Source organism: Thiosocius teredinicola, from assembly GCF_002009425.1.
Classification (GTDB): Bacteria; Pseudomonadota; Gammaproteobacteria; order Chromatiales; family Chromatiaceae; genus Thiosocius; species Thiosocius teredinicola.
In genome coordinates, this window is the sequence record NZ_CP019936.1 from 2,054,489 (window position 1) to 2,075,643 (window position 21,155).

Genomic DNA, 21,155 nt, shown 5'->3' on the forward strand with positions numbered 1-21,155 from the left:
CATGACGGCATTCAGTTTTTCGGGTGCTCGCCCCAGCCGAGCTTGGCGCGCAGCACATTGAAGTGATCGTGGCCGACCGGGTGCAGCAGGTGCACCGGAGTGGGGTGGCGCTCGACGCGAAGCTTGTCGCCGTTGCCGATCGTCAGGCTGGCAGCCCCGTCGCAGGTGATGCGAACGTCGTTCGGATCAATGCTGGCGGTGACCGAGATCTCGATCTTGCTGTCGGCATGGATCACGATCGGCCGGTTGCTCAGGGTATGCGGGCAGATCGGCACGATCGCAATGGCGTCGAGGCTCGGCGCCAGCAGCGGGCCGCCGCCTGACAGGGCATAGGCGGTGGAGCCGGTCGGGGTCGACAGGATCAGGCCGTCCGAGCGCTGGGTGTAGACGAAGCGGCCGTCGATCCAGGTCTCGAACTCGATCATGCGGGCGATGTTCCATTTGTGCAGCACGACGTCGTTGAACGCCAGCACCGGACCCTGGTCGCCGATCGTGGCGCTCAGCAGAAAGCGGGCATCCTCGGTGTACTCGCCGTCGAGCACGGCGCTCAGGCAACTCGCGATCTCGGTCGGCGCGATGTCGACCAGGAAGCCCAGCCGGCCAAGGTTGACGCCCAGCAGCGGCACCTCGTGATCGACGAACTGGCGGGCGGCATGCAGCAGCGTACCGTCGCCACCGACGACGACCGCCAGATCGCATGCTGCGGCCAGTTCCGGCAGCGGCATTCCCTGGCCCAGGCCGAGCATTGCGGCGGCGCGCTCGTCCGGCAGCAGGGTCAATTGGCGTTGTTCGAGGACATTTTGCAGGCGCTGCAGCGTCGGCTGCATCTGGCCGGCGGTGTCCGGCTTGGCGACGACTGCAATCCGCTGAAACGGCGTGCCGTAGGCGTTCACGATGTTGTTGTTTCTGCCGACATGAGTTAAGGCCGCAAACTAGCATGCGCTTCGGCACGCGCCAAGCGCGGCCGCGAGTTTCTTGACACCGTAAAAAGTGGCTCCACATAATCGAAACAGGCCGCAGCTTGCGGCATAGATCAACAGCGCTGCGAATGCAGCAGACGGTAGGCAGGTGACAGACAGCAGTTCCGAACCGGTAATCAGCGAACGCGCCCAGCATTTTCTCAAAGTGCTGATCGAACGCTATATCCGTGACGGGCAGCCGGTCGGATCGCGCACGCTGGCGAAAGATGCGGGGCTCGACCTGAGCCCGGCGACGATCCGCAACGTGATGGCCGATCTCGAAGACCTGGGTTTCGTGGCCTCGCCGCACACCTCGGCCGGGCGTATTCCCACGGTGTCGGGTTATCGCATGTTCGTCGACTCGCTGCTGTCGCTCAAGCCGCTCGACAAGACGGTGATGCGCCAGCTGCAGCACCAGTTCGATATCCAGAATGCACCGGCCGCGCTGGTCGACTCGGCGTCGCGTCTGTTGTCGAGCCTGACGCACTTGGCGGGCGTCGTCATGGTGCCCAAGCATAACCAGGTCCGGGTCAAGCAGATCGAGTTCGTGCCGCTCTCCGAGGCCAAGGTGCTGACGGTGATCGTGACCTCGGCCGGCGAGGTCTACAACCGCATCATCGAGACCTCGCGGGTGTTCAGCCGGAGTGAGCTCGAGCAGCTCAGCAACTACATCACCAAACACTACGGTGGGCAGGATCTCGAAGACATCCGTCGCCTGGTGTTGCGCGATATGCAGGAGACCAAGTCCAACCTGGATGCGTTGATGGTGCAGGCGCTCGAGGTGGCCAGCGCGGCCTTCGCCAAAGAAGACGCGGACGGCAAGAGTAGGGGCGACTTTGTCGTCGCCGGCCAGACCAACTTGATGGATTTCGACGAGTTGGCGCAGATGGACAGCCTGCGCTCGCTGTTCGACGCCTTCACCGAGAAGCAGGAGATTCTGCACTTGCTCGATCGCAGTCTCGAGGCCGACGGTGTGCAGATCTTCATCGGTGAGGAATCCGGCTATAAGACGCTCAAGGATTGCTCGGTGATCACTGCGCCCTACGAGGTCGATTCGGAGGTCGTCGGCGTGCTGGGCGTGATCGGCCCCACCCGCATCGCCTACGATCGGGTGATCCCTATCGTAGATATCACCGCGAGGATTCTGGGTAGCGCACTGGCCTCGCGCTGACGCAGGCGCGGTCTGCGAAAGCAGGGCAGATACAGGTTTTCAGAAGTTTTTATAGAAAAATGAAGAACCCCGCCGGAGCGGGGTTCTTTGCTTTTGACGGTTGCCTGGGCAACGACGAAATCAGTGCTCGGCCGAGCGACGCTTTCGTGTGGCAAGTCCCACCAGTCCAACACCCAACAAGGCAAGCGGCGCCGGCACCGGCACGCCGTTGTCGACGTTCTCAGATGAGCCGAAGGTGCCCTCGAAGTTATCGATGATGTATCGAGTTGCATCGTTGGTCGAGAAGTCGAACAAGGCATAAGAGGCGACACCGGCGAAGCTGACGTCTACCAGGCCCTCCGGGAAGCTGCTTTCCATGACACCGTCGACGAGCGTGAAGTCTGCCAGCACGTTGGTCGACGCCAGCAGTCCGTCGCTTGTGTCGTAGATCGAGAATTCGACTCCGTCCACTAGACCAGTCAGCGAGCTCATCGCGAATCCGAAGCGCAGCGATCCGGCCGTTCCATAGAGAAAATCGACGCGCAGATCCGGTGCCAGGATCGTCGTACCTTCGAGGCCCGGCTCGCTGATGTACGACTGGTTCGGACCCGGTCCAGCGGTGTTGAATCCCGATGGATCAGTTGTCGAGAAGACGACGTCGTCGATGCCGTCGCCATCACCGTCGAACGCGTAGCTGGTTTCGCCGGCGATGGCGTCGTCGAATGTGAGGATTGCTGCGTTGGCTCCCGAAGCGGCGAATGCCCCCAGCAGAACCGCCGCGCATTTGGTGATCGGCTTCATGCGTCCTCCTCAATCTCCATGCTGCAAGCTATAGCTCAAAACATTCGATCCATAAACGTGCCCAAGAAAAAACTTTCAGATACAGCAGCGTAGATAAGGAACTAAAATCGGATTATCAGAACTGCTTGTTGCTGTATCGCTGCCCCGTTTGCCGATTGGCTTATCGCATGCGCGTTTCGATCGCGCTCGTTGCTCTCCGTTTCCGCACCCTTACTCGAAGCCTCCAGGTTCAGGGTCGATGCTCGGCTGCAGCGCGTTACGCCGGCAAACGCTTGTCGGAAATCAGAAAATTTCGATGCACCGCCTTGTATTCGGCCGAGATGCCCATATATACCGGGCAATCGAACGGCAGGCGTCGTTCCGTCTGGCTAAATAACTATTTATATTCAAAGGCTTGTAAGAGGTTCTGATGACAGAGCAGCAGGATCGACCGGCGCAGGGTAAGGGCGTCGACGAGGCAATCGAGGACGTCAACGAGACCACATTCGAAGAGAGTGCGGCCGAAATGGAGGCAGACAGCGACATCGCCGAGCATTCGGCCGAGGACCTTGCGCGTCTGCTCGAACAGGCCCGCGCCAAGGCGGACGAGCACTACAACCAGATGATGCGCGCACACGCCGAGCTGGAAAACCTCAAGAAGCGACATGCGCGCGACCTGGAAAACGCCCACAAATTCGCGCTCGACAAGTTCGTCGCCGAATTGCTCGGCGTGTGGGACAGCCTGGAGCTGGGCCACAGCGCCGCGCAAGCCCCATCGGCCGATGTCGACAAGCTGCGCGAAGGCACCGAGCTGACGCTGAAGATGCTCAGCGACGCGATGAACAAGTTCAACGTCGAGCAGATCGATCCGATCGATCAGCCGTTCAACCCCGAATTGCACCAGGCCATGTCGATGCAACCGCGCGGCGATGTGCCGCCGAATACCGTCGTCGCAGTGGTGCAAAAGGGCTACACCCTCAACGGTCGCCTGGTGCGTCCGGCAATGGTCATGGTTTCGCAGGCCTCAAACTGAGCGGCCGATCGCAACGGGTGTCTTGAAAACGTCATAAGAAACCCTATTTCGACAACAGTTTCATAAAGAATTTCTCAATCGGAGATAGAACATCATGGGCAAGATCATCGGTATCGACCTTGGCACCACAAACTCATGCGTCGCCGTCATGGAAGGCGACAAGACCAAGGTGATCGAGAACAGCGAAGGCGATCGCACGACACCGTCGATCATCGCCTACACCGGCGACGGTGAGGTACTGGTAGGCCAGAGCGCCAAGCGCCAGGCGGTCACCAACCCGACCAACACCCTGTTTGCCATCAAGCGCCTGATCGGTCGTCGCTTCGAAGACAACGTGGTCAAGAAAGACATCGACATGGTGCCGTACAAGATCGTCAAGGCCGACAACGGTGACGCCTGGGTCGAAGTCAACGGCAGCAAGATGGCGCCGCCGGAAATTTCGGCCAAGGTGCTGCAGAAGATGAAGAAGACCGCCGAAGACTACCTGGGTGAGAAAGTCACCGAGGCGGTCATCACGGTGCCGGCCTACTTCAACGATTCGCAGCGTCAGGCGACCAAAGACGCCGGCCGCATCGCCGGTCTGGACGTTAAGCGCATCATCAACGAGCCGACCGCCGCGGCGCTGGCCTACGGCCTCGACAAGTCGAAAGGCGACAAGAAGCTGGCCGTGTTCGACCTCGGCGGCGGTACCTTCGACGTGTCGATCATCGAGATCGCTGAAGTCGATGGCGAGCACCAGTTCGAAGTGTTGTCGACCAACGGCGACACCTTCCTTGGTGGTGAAGACTTCGACATGCGCATCATCGACTTCCTGGTTTCCGAGTTCAAAAAGGACCAGGGCGTCAATCTGAAGAACGATCCGCTGGCCCTGCAGCGTCTGAAAGAAGCCGCAGAGAAGGCCAAGATCGAGTTGTCATCGAGCTCGCAGACCGACATCAACCTGCCGTATATCACGGCCGATGCGAGCGGTCCGAAGCACATGAACATCAAGCTGACCCGCGCCAAGCTCGAGTCGCTGGTCGATGAGCTGGTGCAGCGTACGCTCGAACCTTGCAAGATCGCGCTCAAGGATGCCGGCGTATCGGCTTCCGACATCGACGACGTGATCCTGGTCGGTGGCCAGACGCGTATGCCGAAGGTTCAGGAAGTGGTTGAGAACTTCTTCGGTAAAGCGCCGCGTAAGGACGTTAACCCGGACGAGGCGGTGGCGATGGGTGCCGCCATTCAGGGTGGTGTACTCGGTGGCGAAGTCAAAGACGTGCTGCTGCTCGACGTAACCCCGTTGTCGCTGGGTATCGAGACGCTGGGCGGCGTCATGACCAAGCTGATCGAGAAGAACACGACCATCCCGACCAACGCGTCGCAGACCTTCTCGACCGCCGACGACAACCAGACCGCGGTCACCGTGCATGTGCTGCAGGGTGAGCGTGAACAGGCGGCGGCGAACAAGTCGCTGGGTCGTTTCGACCTGCAGGACATCCCGCCGGCACCGCGCGGCATGCCGCAGATCGAGGTCAGCTTCGACATCGACGCCAACGGTATCCTGCACGTCTCGGCAAAAGACAAGGCGACCGGCAAGGAACAGTCGATCCGCATCACCGCTTCTTCCGGCCTGTCGGAAGAAGAAGTGCAGAAGATGATGAAGGACGCCGAGGCCCACGCCGACGAGGACAAGAAGTTCCACGAACTGGTGCAGGTGCGCAATCAGGCCGACACCATGATCCATGCGACCAAGAAGTCGATGGAGGAGATGGGCGAAGATAAACTCGAGGCCGGTGAGAAAGAGGCCATCGAGAAGGCGATCGCCGAACTCGAAGAGGCCATGAAAGGCACCGACAAGGAAGAGATCGAGGCCAAGACCAAGGCGCTCACCGACGCATCGGCCAAGATGGCGGAACGTCTGTATTCGCAGCAGGGTGGTGCCGACGCGGCTGCCGCCGCCGGTGCAGCCGGCGCTGCGGGTGCGGCCGGTGCCGAGGCATCGGATTCGGGCAAGGCCGACGACGACGTCGTCGATGCCGAGTTCGAGGAAGTCAAAGACGGCAAATAAGCCGATACGGCGAAGGGGTGGACCAAGCATCCACCCCGCGTTCAAACCGCGGTGGCTGCGGGTGAAGCACAGGGTGTAACAGGTGCTCCGCAGCCTGCGCGGTTTTGCTTTACCGAGTGGGTGGTATGTCTAAACGCGATTATTACGAAGTCCTCGGCCTCGCCAAGAACGCCAGTGAGGCCGAGATAAAGAAAGCCTACCGGCGGCTGGCGATGAAACATCATCCCGACCGCAATACCGGCGACAAGGCAGCGGAAGCGGAAAAAAGCTTCAAGGAAGCGAAGGAGGCCTACGAGGTTCTCTCCGACGCGCAAAAGCGCGCGGCTTACGACCAGTTCGGTCACGCCGGCGTCGACCCCTCGATGGGCGGCGGCCGTGGTGGCTTCAGCGGTGGCGGTGCCAGCTTCAGCGATATCTTCGGCGACGTATTCGGCGATATCTTCGGCGGGGGCCGCGGCGGTGCCGGCGGTTCACGGGTGCAGCGCGGCGCCGACCTGCGCTACAACCTCGAACTGAGCCTCGAAGACGCAGTTGCCGGTACCAGCGTCAAGATCAAGGTGCCCACCTGGGTGCAGTGTGAGACCTGCGGCGGTACCGGTGCCAAGAAAGGTTCTTCGCCGCGTACCTGCGGTACCTGCCAGGGCGCGGGCCAGGTGCGCATGCAGCAGGGCTTTTTCTCCGTCCAGCAGACGTGTCCGACCTGTCACGGAAAGGGCTCGGTGATCGACGATCCCTGCGGTACCTGTCGTGGCCAGGGTCGCGTGCAAGAGACCAAGACCCTGTCGGTCAAGGTGCCGCCCGGCGTCGATACCGGCGATCGCATCCGCCTGGCGGGTGAGGGCGAGGCCGGCGATCATGGCGGACCCTCCGGCGATCTGTACGTGCAGGTGCATGTGCGCGAGCACCCGATCTTCTCGCGTGATGACAGTCACCTGTATTGCGAGGTGCCGATTGCGTTCACTACCGCAGCATTGGGTGGCGAGCTCGAAGTGCCGACGCTCGACGGCAAGGTCAAGCTGAAGATCCCCGAAGGCACGCAGACCGGCAAGATGTTCCGCATGCGTGGCAAGGGCGTGAAACCGGTGCGTGGCGGCCCGCAGGGCGACCTGATCTGCCGCGTGGTGGTCGAAACGCCGGTCAAACTCACCGATCAACAGCGCGGCCTGTTGCAGGACCTCGACAACTCGCTGAAGGGCGGCGGCCGCAAGCACAGCCCCAATGCCCACTCCTGGGTCGACAGCGTGAAAGGTTTCTTCGAGAAGATGGGGTTCTGAACGACCTCGCTGGTTGACTGCCCGCGGCTTGGTGGGCAGACGGCCCCGATAATGTGCCGCTGATCTTGCACAATCGGCCGTGTTTTACACGGCCTTTGTCTTTTCTGTGCGGATCGCCGCAACGTCTGGCTTGACCTGGGGCATTTTCCCAAGGTGAGCGCTGCAGGCAACCTTGGGTGATGATTTTGCAGGATGTCTGACGCACGCCAGTTCGATGTACGTGCATCCGGATCTTTGCGCGTGACTGATCGATCCCGTCAACACGCTGTCAGCTTGCCTTTCCCCGCATGCGACCAATGTCATGCAGTCCCTTCCGAACGCGTGCAAACCATTTTCTTTGCCTGGCCTGCGGAAGACCTGAGTGAATCCGCAGTGCATCTAAAATCTTCACTAGGTCAATGAGTTAGGGCGATCAAAAAACCGCATGGGACATGTGCCCAATAGTCGTTTAGAGCAACCACGACCAAGGTTTCACCGACCCATCACCGTTCTGCACGGCGCACGCGCACGGCAGTGCACGACGCCGCGGTGATGTTCGATACACCGGAACATGGAGTCGGCAAATGAAACAGTTCTACGCTCGAATCGCGGCGCTCGGCGCAGCCGCATTGATGACCACCAACGTATTCGCGGGTCATGGCCACGGCTGGGGCCGAGGCGGATCACCGTGCGAGACGACTGCACGCGAGATGTACAAGGCGTGCGGTTTCGATGTTCGTGACGACCTGAATGTCGCTCAAGCTCGCTGCACCAACATCAGCGACAGCGGCGATCGGCGGGCCTGTCGCGACGAGGCGCGAGCCGCGTTCAGAGAAGATGCCGCATTGTGCTCGGACCAGTTCGCTGCCCGAGTGGACGCCTGTGAAACCCTTGGCGAGGAGCGTTACGACCCCGATCCGCTGGCGGCACCGGGCAGCGTGTTCGTCGATCCGAATGACGTCGATCAGAGCACGGCCAACCCGTATGTCTCTATCGTCGCCGGTCACACCTACGTGCTGCGTGCGGGAGAAGAGGAAGAGGAGATCGTGGTTGTGCACGTCACCGGAGAAACGCGCGAGATTCAGGGCGCGGAATGTCGCGTGATTGTTGATGCGGTCGTTGTCACCGAGGAGGATGAGACCAGTGGTGAGATCGACTACGTACCGGTCGAAATCACAGACGACTGGATGGCGCAGGACCAAAATGGCGATGTGTACTACTGTGGTGAGATCGCCCGCAACTTCGAAGACGGCCAACTGGTGGACCTCGATGGATCGTTCGAAGCAGGACGAGGCGGTGCCAAGGCTGGAATCCAGTTCAAGAGCATGCCGGAACCGGGCATTGCGCATCGACAGGAGTTTGCGCTCGGTGAAGCCGAAGACATTATCCGCTACGAGGATGTGAACGCATCGCCGATCCAGGAGAATGCTGCATTCCCCTGCGGCGATGGTTGCGTGAAGACGTTCGACTTCACGCCGCTGTCGCCGGAATCGACCGAGTTCAAGTACTACCGGCCCGGTGTCGGCTTCGTGCTTGCCGAGGCGATGGAAGACGGCAAGTTGACCGGCGAGCGGGAAGAACTGGTCTGCGTCGGCAGCTCACTGGAAGTTCTGCGCAGCGGCGCATGCGATATCCTGGATCCCGAGCTGTTGTTGGAAAAACTGTGCGAACTGTCGCCGCAGGCCTTTTGTCCTTCCGGTGAGTGACCGTATCGTCTGAATCTACCATCGGGACGGCTAGGTGGCGGGCGCAGCGGTTAGGAACTGCGTCCGTCGCTCGTCCAAGCAAGCATCGCCCGGCGTCGGGCCTGTCGGGTGTGCCGCAAACAGGCAAACGAGATGATCAAGCAGACATTCAAGGGTTTGAAGTCGTGGAATAGCATGCTGGTGGTCGCTGCCGGCAGCGCATTGCTGATCGGCTTGGAGATAGTTGAAGAACCGGAATTGACGCTCGGCGAGATACTGCTCGAGCTAATCCAACCGATGCTCATCGTCGTGATAGCGGTAAGCATGGTGCATCTCACCGACCAGGTGCGGCGACAATATGAAGAACAACAATTGCTGATTCGCGACCTGGAGTCAGCGCGAATCGAAGGCCGGCAATGGCGCGACAGTATGCGGGATTTGTTGCAGGGCTTAAGTGCCGGTATCAGCGCGCAGTTCGACCGCTGGGGGCTGACTGCCGCCGAGCAAGAGGTTGGATTCCTGATATTAAAGGGGCTGAGCTACAAAGAGATCGCGGTCATGCGCGATGTGACCGAGAAGACCGTCCGTCAGCAGGCGCATGTGATCTTCCGCAAGGGCAAACTCAGTGGGCGCGCCGCGTTGTCGGCATTCTTTTTGGAAGACCTGCTGATTCCCGCTGATAACTCACAGTCGTAGTCCTCCCGCCTGCTTTTCACGTTTCTGGTCCCGCGCCCCACGCCCAGAGTGTGGGATTGGCACATCTCGCGCCGCCAAGCTGGACGAAAATCGATAGCCGATCCGCCGCCGTTGCGTCTTCTGCAGGAATTGACTGCATGAATCTGCCGTAACGGCTGGTGCCACAAGCACGATCACCTATTGGCAACCGCATGCCGCCGGACGCACGCAGCCACTTCGGCGGAGAATCGATGCAGACATTCATACGGCAGCAGCGCATCGCAGCGGCGTCAACCGGGTTATACGCCTCCCGTCATTTGCCCTCCCGAAGGCGAAAAGCCGGGCGCGATGCTACTATCGCCAGCTATTAACGATGTTCCAACCAGAGAGAAGAACAAGGACCCTGCATGATTCGAGTTGCTGTAGTGGGCGCCGCCGGGCGCATGGGCAAGACATTTATCGAAGCCATCACCAACACCGATGGCGTGACCGTGGCTGCAGCAACCGAGCGACCGGATTCGACCCTTGTCGGTGCAGATGCCGGAGAGCTTGCCGGCGTCGGCAAGCTGGGTGTGCTGGTCTCGCACAGCCTGACCAAGGTCGTCGACGCATTTGATGTCGTCATCGATTTCACCAGCCCGCAGGCAACCATGGTCAATCTAGAGGTCTGCCGCCAACACGGTAAAGGCATCGTGATCGGCACCACCGGTCTGAGCGAAGAGCAGAAGGCTTCGATCAAGAAGGCCAGCGCCGATATCGGCGTGGTGTTCGCACCCAATATGAGCGTCGGCGTGAACCTTTGCTTCCGCCTGCTCGAATTGGCCGCGCGGGTGATGGGCGAAGATGCCGACATTGAGATCATCGAAGCGCATCACCGGCACAAGGTCGATGCGCCATCGGGCACCGCGCTGGGCATGGGCGAAGTGATCGCCAATACCCTGGGGCGAGATCTCAAAGAGGTCGCCGTCTACGGCCGCGAAGGGCACACCGGCCCACGCGATTCGAAAACCATCGGTTTCGAGACCATCCGTGCCGGTGATGTGGTCGGCGAACACACCGTGTGGTTCGCTACCGAAGGTGAGCGCGTTGAGATCACGCACAAGGCGTCGAGCCGTATGACCTTTGCCAAAGGTGCGGTGCGCGCCGCCGGTTGGCTGCACGGCCGCGATGCTGGTCTGTACGACATGCAGGATGTTCTGGGCCTGCGTTAAACATTGGCGGCCGGCGTTGCTTGCGATGCTGGCCGTTGGCTTGATCGCCTGCGGCGACGAATCGACGCCCGAAGAACAGGTGCGCGCGACGATCGACGGCATGGCCGAGGCGGTCGAGGCGCGCTCCGTACAGCGTTCCGCCGACTACCTGCATGACGATTACAGCGACCAATGGCACCCCAATCGGCGTGCCGCCGTGCAATCGTTATTCGGCTATTTGCGCGGACACAGCGACATCCATCTGTTCACACTGGTGCGTTCGATCGATGTCAGCGAGCCCGGCGACAGCGCCGCGGCCATCGTGTTTGTCGCGACCGCCGGTGTGCCGGTGGAGTCGCTCGATGCCCTGGTGTCGATCAAGGCCGATCTCTATCGTTTCGACATCGAGGTGGTGCCTGCCGATGAACATTGGCAGATTACCAAGGCTCGTTGGACGAGGGCGGATATCTCCGATTTGACCGACATCGACTGACGCCGGCACCAGATACAAAAAAGGCGACCTCTTGGTCGCCTTTTTTGTGTTTTCAGCTCAACTCGCTGGTGCAATGTGGGCAGCGCGTAGCCTTGATCGGAATCTTGGTGAAGCAATGGGGGCATTCTTTCTCGGTTGGTGCCGGCGGTGCTTCTTCTTCTTTCTTCTGCAAGGAGTTCATGCCTTTGATCAGCATGAATACGGCGAACGCAACGATCGTGAAGCTGATCACGCTGTTGACGAACAGACCGGCGTTCAGCGTTACAGCGCCGGCATCCTGGGCGGCGGCCAGGGTTGCGTAGGGCCCTGCGGTTGCGCCTTCTTTCAGCGTGATGAAGATATCCGTGAAATCGACACCGCCGAGCAGCAGTCCGATAGGCGGCATGATTACATCGTCTACCAGACTCTTGACGATGGTACCGAACGCACCACCAATGATGATACCGACGGCCATGTCGACGACATTGCCGCGCATGGCGAACTTCTTGAACTCTTCCATCATAGCCATCTTGCTTCTCCCCTTAGCTATTGTGATTTTGCGATGGAGCCAATCACTTGGCTAAGGCATTGTATGCCTAGGATCGGCCATCGGCACCCTGTTGTGTGTCAAGGACACCGTCAGGCGCTGCGCTCGATACCGAGAAGCGTGAGCAAACTCTCGCTATTTGCGGCGTCGAGCGCCGGATTTTCGGAGCAATACCACTTCACGGCAGCCCGAATCTGCGCTAGCTGGCGCTTGCGCACGCTCAACCCGCCATCCTGGTGGGCGGCGCACTGCCTGGCCGTTTCCAACAGGGTCTCGCGCGCCACCTGCGCACAATCCGAGCCGCCCGCGGGATAAGCGGCATGTGCGTAGGCCGTCAGCGCCTCGCCGAGCGTTGCGGCGAGCGCGCGATCGCAGGCGAGTTCCAGGGTTTTGCTTTTCATCAATTAACGGATCGATGTCAGCTTTGGCCGTACACCGGAACCGCGGCACCGGTCACGCAACGCGCGGCGTGCGATGCCAGGAACATGACCACATCGGCGAGGGCCGCCGGCGGTACCCACTTGTCGAAGTCGGCGTCGGGCATGTCTTTGCGGTTCTGCGGCGTGTCGATCGTGCCGGGCAGGATGCAGTTGACGTTGATATTGTTGAACTTGTTTTCGGCGGCCAGCGATTCGGTCAGTGTCAGCACGGCAGCCTTGGAGGCGCAGTAAGGCCCCATTTTGCCTTTGCCCTGTTCGGCGGCACGCGCCGACACGTTGATGATGCGGCCGCCGCCGTTGTCCAGCATGGCGGGAATGGCGCGACGGCAGGTGTTGAACACCGAACGCGCATTCAGATCCATCATGAAGTTCCAGTCCTTGTCGTCGGTATCCTGGATCAGCGGGCCCATGCGAAAACCGCCGGCGATGTTGGCCAGCACATCGATCTTGCCGAAACTCTCAAGGATGGCGTCTATCGATTTGTTCACCGAAGCGGGGTCGATCAGGTTGGTCTCGAACGCCTTGGCCGAGGCCTGACCTTCGCAGCGCTCCAGCGCAGCTTGCAGGCCGTCGGCATTGTGATCGATCAGTGCGAGGTGGGCGCCTTGTTGGGCGAAGGCCTGGGCGACAGCACCGCCCAGGTTGCCGGCGGCACCGGTGACAACGACGACCGATTGCTTGAATTCTGTCATATCGATTCCTTGTGCGACGTTTCTGTGAATGGCATGAAGGTGGCAGAGCCTAACGGATTCGTTGTGGCCGACAAAATCGCGCACAACCGGGAAATGGCGGTTGGCACAATGCCTGCACCTGAACTGCCACGAACGATCGATGAAGGCGACCGCTATGTTCCAGTTACCCGTTCTCGGCGCCGGTGCAACCGGGCTCGTGAGTGGTTCCGGTACCGGCCAAAGTGCCGAAACCACGGGGCTTGCCAACCTGTTTTCCGGTGCGGAGACCGAGCTTGCGGGCTTTTCTGCCGAGGTCCAGGCACTGCTGATGCAGATGACGCCGCAGCTGTTGCAGCGGCTCGAAGAGATGCTCTCGGGCGGCATGAGCTTGCCGCAGGCGGCAAAGTCGCTCCTGGCGGAGGCCGGCGGCGGCATGGACTTCGCCGAGATGCTCAAGGGCATGGATCTGGTGGCGGAAGGCGAGATGTCTTTCGACGCGCTGGTCAAGAAGGGCTCGCTGCCGCAGTTGGCCGGCAATCTGCTCAATAACGGTACGCTGCAGACCAACCTCGCCGCGATCGGCAAACTCGACCCGCAGGCAACACCGCTCGGCGCCCTGGTGGCCGCCGCGCAGCAGGTCGCGCCGAATACGCAGTTTTCCTCGCAACTCGCCTCGAGCCTGCTGGAGATGGGTGTGCCGCAGACGGTCGGCAGCCGCGGTTGGGACAGCGCGATTGTCGACCGCCTCGCCTGGATGGTGCAGGGTGAACAGCAGTTCGCCAAGCTCAAGCTGAACCCGCCCAACCTGGGGCCGCTTGAGGTGCGTCTGAGCGTCAACCAGGACCAGGCCAGCGTGTCTTTCCTGGCACCGCATGCCGCGGTTCGCGAGGCGCTCGAGGCCGCCATGCCGCGCCTGCGTGAGATGTTTGATCAACAATCGCTGCAGTTGGTGCGTGCCGATGTCGGCGATCCCAATGCGCACAAAGACAGCCGCGCTCACGATTCTTCATCCGGTGGCGGCGGGCTGCTGGGTGACGCGAACGGCGACGATATCGATGCCGATCAGGCTTCAACCGAGCTGCCGAAACTGGTCAATGTGGCGAGCAGCCTGATCGACCTGTTTGCCTGACAAAAACCGCTGCCAACCGCATCCCGTAACGCCGCGTGCATGCGGCTCGGGCCGGCTTTCCTTGCTATGATGGGCCTTTACCGTAGGGCCTGGATCGAATCATTGGGGGAAAGCTAAGTTGGCCATCATCAAGCTGTTTTTCATACTGGTTTTTCTCGTGGTGGGTGCGAGTTTCGCAATCATCAACGACAAGCCCGTGGTCGTCGATCTGTACTTTCTGACGCCGGAATTACCGCTATCGCTGCTGCTGTTGTTGGCCATGGGCTGTGGCATCCTGCTGGGTGGCTTGGCCGGTACTGTGTATTTCATGCGGGTGAAAAAGGAAAACGCCGATCTGCGCCGGCAAAGCCGCCTGGTGACGGAAGAGGTCAAGAACCTGCGGAACATGCCCATCAAAGGGCATTGATCGATGCAGGAACTTCTCTTGCTGCTGCTTCCTGTGGCAGCCGCCTCCGGTTGGTGGGCGGCGCGCAGTAGCGCGCGCAAAGAGAAGAAGAAATACGTCGGCGAGACCGATCCGGTGTATTTCCGCGGTCTCAATCACCTGCTCAACGAAGAGCCCGACAAGGCGATCGATGCCTTCGTCGAGATGCTCGAAGTCGACAGCGACACAGTTGAAACGCATCTGGCACTGGGCAACCTGTTCCGTCGCCGCGGCGAAGTCGAACGTGCCATCCGCATTCACCAGAACCTGATCGCGCGTCCCGCGCTGACACGCGATCAGCGTGCGCAGGCGTTGCTCGAACTCGGCCAGGACTATATGCGCGCCGGCCTGTTCGACCGCGCCGAAAACCTGTTTCGCGAGCTGCGCGAGACCAAGTTGCACGTCAAGCCGGCGTTGAAGAACCTGCTGGTGATCTACGAGAAAGAGCGCGACTGGCAGGCCTGCCTCGAGATTGCCGAGCAGATCGAATCGATCACCGGCGACAAGATGCTGTTGCAGAAGTCGCACTACCATTGCGAACTGGCACTCGCAGCCAAGTTGGCAGGTCGGGTGTCGGAGGCGCAGACGCATCTCAAGCGCGCGCTCAATACCTATCGCGGTTGTGTGCGCGCCAATCACCTGCAGGCGCAATTTGCCGCCGCCCAGGGCGATTACCGATCGACGGTCAAGATCCTGCGGCAGACCGCGGACCAGAACGCCGACTATCTGCCCGAGGTGTTGCCCGATATCGTCAACGGCTACCGCCAACTCGGCGAGCTGAACGATCTGCGCACCTACCTGGCCGAACTGGCCAAGGCGCACCCGGGGGCAGGCGCGGAGTTGGTGCTGGCCGACCTGGTCAAGGAGCAGGAGGGCGAGGACGCCGCCGCGACCTTCCTGGTCGAACACCTGACTACGGCGCCGAGCCTGCCGCTGTTGATGCGCGGCATCGAACTCAACTCGCGCATGGCCGACGGCCAGTCGGTGCGCTTTCTCGAAACCCTGCGGCCGCATATCAAGCGCCTGCTCGATGACAAGCCCGTTTACCAGTGTGCACAGTGCGGCTTCGCTGCCAAGACGCTGCACTGGCAATGTCCGAGCTGCCGCAGTTGGAGCACGATAAAACGCCGGGCCGTGATTGAGCCCGAAGCCTGAAGTACTGAACCTTTGGTATCCCTATGACCTCGAACGACTCCCGTGTGATCGTCGCCCTGGATTTTCCGGCGACAGCTCCTGCCTTTGATCTGCTCGAACGCATCGATCCGCAACAATGCCGCGTGAAGATCGGCAAGGAGATGTTCACCCGCGCGGGTCCGGCGTTCGTCGAGCAGGTGGCAGCCAAGGGTTTCGAAATCTTTCTCGACCTGAAGTACCACGACATCCCGAACACGGTTGCAGCGGCGTGCGAGGCGGCCGCCGACCTGGGTGTGTGGATGGTGAACGTGCACGCCTCGGGCGGGCGCAAGATGATGACGACCGCAGCCGAGCGGCTGGCCAAGCGCCAATCGCGGCCATTGTTGATCGCGGTGACGATACTGACCAGCCTTGGTCAGGACGATATCGCTGAGATCGGTTACGCAGGCACGCCGGCCGACAACGTGAGTCGTCTGGCGGCGCTGGCCGAAGACAGCGGACTGGACGGCGTGGTGTGCTCGCCGCTCGAGGTGACGATGTTGCGTGAGCAGCGTGGCGCAGCGTTTCATCTGGTCACGCCGGGAGTTCGGCCGGCCGGGTCGTCGACGGACGATCAGAAACGCATCATGACCCCCGGCGACGCGATCCGCGCCGGTGCGAGCTACCTCGTGGTCGGTCGCCCGATCACCGCATCCGACGATCCCTTGGCGAGTCTGGCGGCGATCAATGCCGAGGTTGCCACCGCGACTGCTTGAGCGCGAAATGCTGCGCTGCGGTTCACAAAGGTGTCACTTCGGACCCGTTTAGCAGGCCTGAGAACGTCAATAATCGGACCCGGCGATTTTTTACTCTTGCATAAAGAGATTAATTGGGCGAACCCCAGTCAGGTCTGATAGCTTTATGCCCCGATTTATAAGGTTATCGGTAGATTCTGATTCAAACACGAATAAAAACAACCGTTTGGAACATCTAGCCCGAGTTTCTTCCATCGTCTTCGGCGTGCTGCTTGTGCCGCCACATGCAATGACCCCCCAGGAGGCCCCCGCATGATCAAACCAGTCGGTTCAGATACCCTGCAACCCCTGTTTGTCTACGATTCTGACCAGCACGGCACGCTCAGCCACGAAGCCGAGAGCCTGCCGTCGGTCGTCATCAGTTCCCAGGCCGCCGGCAACGCCGTGATGATGGGCGCCGGGTACTTCAGCCCGCTCAAGGGCTACATGAACGTCGCCGATGCGATGGGTGCGGCCGAGAAGATGACCCTGAGCGACGGTTCGTTCTTCCCGGTGCCGGTCATGTGCCTGGTCGAGAACACCGACGCGATCGGCGATGCCAAGCGCATCGCGCTGCGCGACCCGAACGTCGAGGGCAACCCGGTACTTGCAGTGATGGACATCGAGTCGATCGAGACCGTCACCGATGCGCAGATGCAGACCATGACCGAGAAGGTCTACCGCACCACTGACCCCGAGCATCCGGGCGTTGCTGCGTTCAATTCGCAGGGCCGTGTCGCGTTGTCGGGTCCGATCAAGGTGCTGAACTTCTCGTACTTCATCACCGACTTCCCCGACACCTTCCGTACCGCGGTCGAGATCCGCAACGAGATCGCCGAGCGTGGCTGGAAGAAGATCGTCGCGTTCCAGACGCGTAACCCGATGCATCTGGCGCACGAAGAGCTGTGCCATATGGCCATGGATCGCCTCGGCTGCGATGGCCTGGTGATCCACATGCTGCTCGGCAAGCTGAAGCCGGGCGACATCCCTGCGCCGGTGCGCGATGCCGCCATCCGCAAGATGGTCGAGCTGTACTTCCCGCCGAACAGCGCGATGGTCACCGGCTACGGTTTCGACATGCTGTATGCCGGTCCGCGCGAGGCCGTGTTGCACGCCTACTTCCGTCAGAACATGGGTGCGACCCACTTCATCATCGGTCGCGACCATGCCGGTGTCGGCGACTACTATGGCGCGTTCGACGCGCAGACGATCTTCGAAGAAGAGGTTCCGGCAGGCGCGCTGGATATCCAGATCTTCAAGGCCGACCACACCGCCTGGTCGAAGAAGCTCAACAAGGTCGTCATGATGTGCGAAGCGCCCGATCACCAGAAGGACGACTTCGTGTTGCTGTCCGGCACCAAGGTACGCGAGATGCTCGGCAACGGTATTGCACCGCCGAAAGAGTTCTCGCGTCCTGAAGTGGCGCAGATCCTGATCGACTACTACCAATCGATCAACTGATCCGGCTCGTCTCGTCAGGCATAATGAAAGCCCGCTCAGCGTAGCGGGCTTTTTTATTGCGCGAGCCGATGACGATGAAGGTCGAACTGAAGAAAAACGAAACCGTCTTCGATGGTTTCTTCAAAATGAAGCGTTACACCCTGCGACACAGCAGTTTCCACGGCGGCTGGTGCGGCGACATCGTGCGCGAGCGCATCGAGAACCTCGCCGCGGTTTCCATCCTGCTGTACGACCCGGCACTCGATACGCTGGTGTTCGTCGAACAGTTCCGCGTCGGATTGATGGGGAGCAGCGAACCGCCATGGTCGACCGAGACGGTATCCGGTTTCTGCGATACCGAACATGAAACCCCCGAAGAAGTCGCCCGTCGCGAAGTCGTCGAAGAAACCGGCTGTACGCTCAAAGCGATGACGCACATCGGCGCCTTCTATGTCAGCCCCGGAATGTCGGTCGAGCAGATCAATCTCTACTGTGGCTGGGTGGATGCCAGTGGTGCCGGCGGCGTATACGGCCTGGAACGCGAAGGCGAAGAGATGCGCGTCGTGACGATGCCGCGCACCGAGGCGTTGGGACAGCTCTTCAAGCGTTTGAATTCGACGAGCGTCATCATGGCGCTGCAGTGGTTGGAGGCGAATCGGGATCGCCTTGTGCGCGAATGGGACGCATAAATTGTGCGGTTGTCATATTAATGTAGTAATACGTTAATACGCTGCGACAGGGACAACGCTGGTACAGATCGTCTGTGCTTACCAATGGATTTCAGGTACTCAATGCGACGCTCAACGCGTTCTTATCGTCTTCCATCTATTGCATCGGGATCGGCGTTGTTAGCTCGGAAAGGGCAAGGCGTTCACGGCAGTGACTTGGCCTGCCCGTAGAATCTCCGACGGACGATGGCTACAACACCGGATCGTCGGCTTAAAAGAGAAACAGCATGTCGAGAAAAGTAATTGGCCCGCTGGTCACCTTGCTACTCGTGGTGGGCGTCGGAGCGGCCATCTATCTGTCGGCGAGCGAACAGATTTCGCTCAACAGCGTGCAAACCGTTCGGGGTATATCTGGTTCGGAAAAGCTCCCCTTCTTCCACGATCAACGCACGATCGAAATTCTGAGCAGCGCGCCTCACCAGATCCAGCCCGACGTTGAAAAGGCGGGTTCCCGACAGATTGCGACATCGTACGACCTGAGCGAATACGACTTTGCCTTTCCGGCGGGTATCCCGGCGGCGGAGAAGATCAAGCTCGAGAATCACATCAACAAATCGTACCAGCCGTTCTTCACGCCGATGGTAATTGCCTCGTGGAAACCCATCGCAGAAATCCTGGAAGCGAACGGCGTGGTTCAGCTAAGGGACGGTACGTACTACATCATCGACATGGATAAGCTTTTCGAGCTGGTGTTGGCGCGAAAACGCTGGACTGATCTGGAGGGGCACGAAAAGTACCCGGCGAACAAATCGATATTGGTAACGACCACCGACATCCGGAAGTCGAACAGTGCAGCGATGTACCTGGCGCTGGCGAGCTACGTGTTGAACGGCAACACCATCGTGCAGAATCAGGAGCAGGCAGCGCCGCTTATCAACGACCTGGGTCAGATGTTCATGCGTCAAGGGTTCACCGAGAGTTCGTCTCAGGCCCCATTTCAAAACTACCTGACCATGGGGCCTGGCAAGACCCCGCTGGTCATGATCTATGAAGCACAGTTCCTCTATGAGGCAGCAAAACCGGACAGCGCGATCACCGAGGACATGGTGTTGCTCTACCCGGAGCCGACGCTATTTACCAAGCACATTTTCGTCCCGATCACCGAAAACGGGCAGATGCTGGGTGAGGCACTGAGTCGAGACGAACAACTGCAACAGATCGCCACCGAGCATGGCCTGCGTACTGAGAACACCAAGTTGTTCCGGCAGTTCGTCAAGGAAAGACAACTGAACGTGCCGGATTTTCTGGTTAACGTCATCGAGCCACCGAGCTACGAAGTGCTCGAAGGGATGATCCAACAAATCGAGCAACGTTATGCGAGCGGGGCCTTGGCCACGGCCCCGCAGTGATTGTCTTCGGAGTATTTGAACCATGAGTCAGACAGAAACGTTAACGCCGCCTGATCAGAGTGCTTTGCAGCCACCGGCTGCTGTCGCGCCCATCGAGAAGGAAAAGGCCGCCAGCATCGTGCCGGTAACCGACGAGCAGCGGCACGCCCTTGACGAAAAAGTTGACGAGTTCATCAACATCGTGGTCAGCGTCGACGTGAACAGCGAACAGTTCCAGGATAAGGTGCGCTCGATCCATTCGATGGGTAGCGACAAGATTCGCGAAGCGGCGAGCATCTCGAACCGCATGCTGGAGCGACCGGTTCGCGCGATCAATGACGGCATCCTGGACGGCTCGTCACCCATCGGAAAATCCCTGGTTGAGCTGCGCAGCACGGTCGAAGACCTCGACCCAAGCAAGCAGGGCGATCTGCTGTCGCCGAAAAAGCTGCTTGGCTTGATCCCTTTTGGTAACAAACTGAAAGATTATTTCGACAAGTATCAATCCGCGCAAACCCATATCAACGCCATCATTCAGTCGCTGTACAACGGCCAGGACGAGCTGAAGAAGGACAACGCATCGATTGAGGTCGAAAAGGCGCGTCTTTGGGACACGATGGGCATGCTCGAGCAGTATGCCTACGTCGGCAAGGAGATCGATCAGGCGCTGGAGACGCGCGTTGCCCAGATCGAATCCGAAAACCCCGAGAAGGCGAGGGTGGTTAAGGAAGAGATGCTTTTCTATGTGCGGCAGAAGGTACAAGACCTACTGACCCAGCTGGCTGTCAGCGTGCAGGGCTACATGGCGCTGGACATGATCCGCAAGAACAACCTGGAACTGATCAAGGGTGTCGACAGAGCGACAACGACGACGGTGTCCGCGCTGCGTACAGCGGTGATCGTGGCGCAGGCATTGACCAACCAGAAGTTGGTGCTCGATCAGATTGCAGCGTTGAACACCACCACATCGAACATGATCGCGAGTACGGCGGCAATGCTGAAGCAGCAGGCGTCGGCGATCGGTGAGCAGGCTTCAAGTTCGACGATTGAACTGGATAAACTGAAATCAGCTTTCTCCGACATCTACGCCACGATGGACATGATGGCGGACTACAAAGTCAAAGCGCTCGGCAACATGCAGCAGACCGTCGACGCCTTGACGACCGAGATCGACAAATCCAAGGCCTATCTCGACCGAATTCGCGAGCAGGAAGCCGCCGAACAAACGGCGGCGTCCGATTCGGTTTCGTCAAACGAAGTCCACATTTAGCGCCACGCGAGCGACCGCAAGCGG

The 21,155-nt window shown here is 60.0% G+C and carries 21 protein-coding genes; 16 read left to right on the top strand and 5 right to left on the bottom strand.

What is annotated here, in order from left to right:
• Positions 1-11 precede the first annotated feature (11 nt).
• Positions 12-893: an NAD(+) kinase gene (locus B1781_RS09875; RefSeq protein ID WP_078119513.1), complete on the bottom strand. Its 882-nt coding sequence runs from the start codon at positions 891-893 to the stop codon at positions 12-14.
• Positions 894-1,068: 175 nt separating this feature from the next.
• Here B1781_RS09875 and hrcA point away from each other — a divergent pair, with 175 nt between their 5' ends.
• Positions 1,069-2,130, top strand: a complete 1,062-nt coding sequence (gene hrcA, locus B1781_RS09880) for a heat-inducible transcriptional repressor HrcA (protein ID WP_334223946.1) — start codon at positions 1,069-1,071, stop codon at positions 2,128-2,130.
• A gap of 120 nt (positions 2,131-2,250) precedes the next feature.
• On the opposite strand, the gene B1781_RS09885 is transcribed toward hrcA, so the two are convergent.
• Complete coding sequence (locus B1781_RS09885; RefSeq protein ID WP_078119514.1) at positions 2,251-2,910, bottom strand: PEP-CTERM sorting domain-containing protein; 660 nt, start codon at positions 2,908-2,910, stop codon at positions 2,251-2,253.
• Between the two features lie 409 nt (positions 2,911-3,319).
• Between B1781_RS09885 and grpE the strand changes: the two genes are divergently transcribed.
• The 7 genes from grpE to B1781_RS09920 all read left to right on the top strand — a co-directional run bounded on the left by grpE (position 3,320) and on the right by B1781_RS09920 (position 11,268).
• The gene (gene grpE / locus B1781_RS09890) at positions 3,320-3,922 is read left to right on the top strand and encodes a nucleotide exchange factor GrpE (protein ID WP_078119515.1); all 603 of its coding nucleotides are present in this window, start codon (positions 3,320-3,322) and stop codon (positions 3,920-3,922) included.
• 94 nt (positions 3,923-4,016) lie between these two features.
• Positions 4,017-5,972 (top strand): molecular chaperone DnaK, encoded by a 1,956-nt coding sequence (dnaK, locus tag B1781_RS09895; RefSeq protein ID WP_078119516.1) that lies wholly within the window; start codon positions 4,017-4,019, stop codon positions 5,970-5,972.
• Between the two features lie 125 nt (positions 5,973-6,097).
• Complete coding sequence (gene dnaJ / locus B1781_RS09900; RefSeq protein ID WP_078119517.1) at positions 6,098-7,246, top strand: molecular chaperone DnaJ; 1,149 nt, start codon at positions 6,098-6,100, stop codon at positions 7,244-7,246.
• 563 nt (positions 7,247-7,809) lie between these two features.
• Complete coding sequence (locus B1781_RS09905; protein ID WP_078119518.1) at positions 7,810-8,931, top strand: hypothetical protein; 1,122 nt, start codon at positions 7,810-7,812, stop codon at positions 8,929-8,931.
• 132 nt (positions 8,932-9,063) lie between these two features.
• Positions 9,064-9,606, top strand: a complete 543-nt coding sequence (locus B1781_RS09910) for a helix-turn-helix transcriptional regulator (RefSeq protein WP_125932002.1) — start codon at positions 9,064-9,066, stop codon at positions 9,604-9,606.
• A gap of 386 nt (positions 9,607-9,992) precedes the next feature.
• Positions 9,993-10,796, top strand: a complete 804-nt coding sequence (dapB, locus tag B1781_RS09915; protein WP_078119520.1) for a 4-hydroxy-tetrahydrodipicolinate reductase — start codon at positions 9,993-9,995, stop codon at positions 10,794-10,796.
• Positions 10,797-10,821: 25 nt separating this feature from the next.
• Entirely contained in the window at positions 10,822-11,268 is a 447-nt protein-coding gene (locus B1781_RS09920; protein ID WP_078119521.1) for a hypothetical protein, read from the top strand.
• Between the two features lie 52 nt (positions 11,269-11,320).
• On the opposite strand, the gene mscL is transcribed toward B1781_RS09920, so the two are convergent.
• The 3 genes from mscL to B1781_RS09935 form a co-directional block, all read right to left on the bottom strand.
• Positions 11,321-11,776, bottom strand: coding sequence for a large-conductance mechanosensitive channel protein MscL (gene mscL, locus B1781_RS09925; protein WP_334223947.1), 456 nt, complete (start codon positions 11,774-11,776; stop codon positions 11,321-11,323).
• Positions 11,777-11,886: 110 nt separating this feature from the next.
• On the bottom strand, positions 11,887-12,195 hold the full coding sequence (locus B1781_RS09930) for a hypothetical protein (protein WP_078119523.1): 309 nt from the start codon (positions 12,193-12,195) through the stop codon (positions 11,887-11,889).
• A 17-nt stretch (positions 12,196-12,212) separates the two neighbouring features.
• Positions 12,213-12,926, bottom strand: a complete 714-nt coding sequence (locus B1781_RS09935; protein ID WP_078119524.1) for an SDR family oxidoreductase — start codon at positions 12,924-12,926, stop codon at positions 12,213-12,215.
• Positions 12,927-13,080: 154 nt separating this feature from the next.
• Between B1781_RS09935 and B1781_RS09940 the strand changes: the two genes are divergently transcribed.
• The 8 genes from B1781_RS09940 to B1781_RS09975 all read left to right on the top strand — a co-directional run bounded on the left by B1781_RS09940 (position 13,081) and on the right by B1781_RS09975 (position 21,131).
• Positions 13,081-14,034 carry a flagellar hook-length control protein FliK gene (locus B1781_RS09940; protein ID WP_164513326.1) on the top strand — a complete coding sequence of 318 codons (954 nt, stop codon included), beginning with the start codon at positions 13,081-13,083 and terminating at the stop codon, positions 14,032-14,034.
• 118 nt (positions 14,035-14,152) lie between these two features.
• Positions 14,153-14,440, top strand: coding sequence for a LapA family protein (locus tag B1781_RS09945; protein ID WP_078119526.1), 288 nt, complete (start codon positions 14,153-14,155; stop codon positions 14,438-14,440).
• Positions 14,441-14,443: 3 nt separating this feature from the next.
• Positions 14,444-15,613, top strand: coding sequence for a lipopolysaccharide assembly protein LapB (gene lapB, locus B1781_RS09950; RefSeq protein ID WP_078119527.1), 1,170 nt, complete (start codon positions 14,444-14,446; stop codon positions 15,611-15,613).
• A gap of 23 nt (positions 15,614-15,636) precedes the next feature.
• Positions 15,637-16,347 (top strand): orotidine-5'-phosphate decarboxylase, encoded by a 711-nt coding sequence (gene pyrF / locus B1781_RS09955; RefSeq protein ID WP_078119528.1) that lies wholly within the window; start codon positions 15,637-15,639, stop codon positions 16,345-16,347.
• Positions 16,348-16,638: 291 nt separating this feature from the next.
• A complete protein-coding gene (gene sat / locus B1781_RS09960) occupies positions 16,639-17,826 on the top strand; it encodes a sulfate adenylyltransferase (RefSeq protein WP_078119529.1) in 1,188 nt (395 codons plus the stop codon).
• A gap of 74 nt (positions 17,827-17,900) precedes the next feature.
• Positions 17,901-18,494 carry an NUDIX domain-containing protein gene (locus B1781_RS09965; protein ID WP_334223948.1) on the top strand — a complete coding sequence of 198 codons (594 nt, stop codon included), beginning with the start codon at positions 17,901-17,903 and terminating at the stop codon, positions 18,492-18,494.
• 266 nt (positions 18,495-18,760) lie between these two features.
• Positions 18,761-19,882: a hypothetical protein gene (locus B1781_RS09970; protein ID WP_125932004.1), complete on the top strand. Its 1,122-nt coding sequence runs from the start codon at positions 18,761-18,763 to the stop codon at positions 19,880-19,882.
• Between the two features lie 22 nt (positions 19,883-19,904).
• The gene (locus tag B1781_RS09975) at positions 19,905-21,131 is read left to right on the top strand and encodes a toxic anion resistance protein (protein ID WP_078119532.1); all 1,227 of its coding nucleotides are present in this window, start codon (positions 19,905-19,907) and stop codon (positions 21,129-21,131) included.
• The last annotated feature ends 24 nt before the right edge of the window (positions 21,132-21,155 follow it).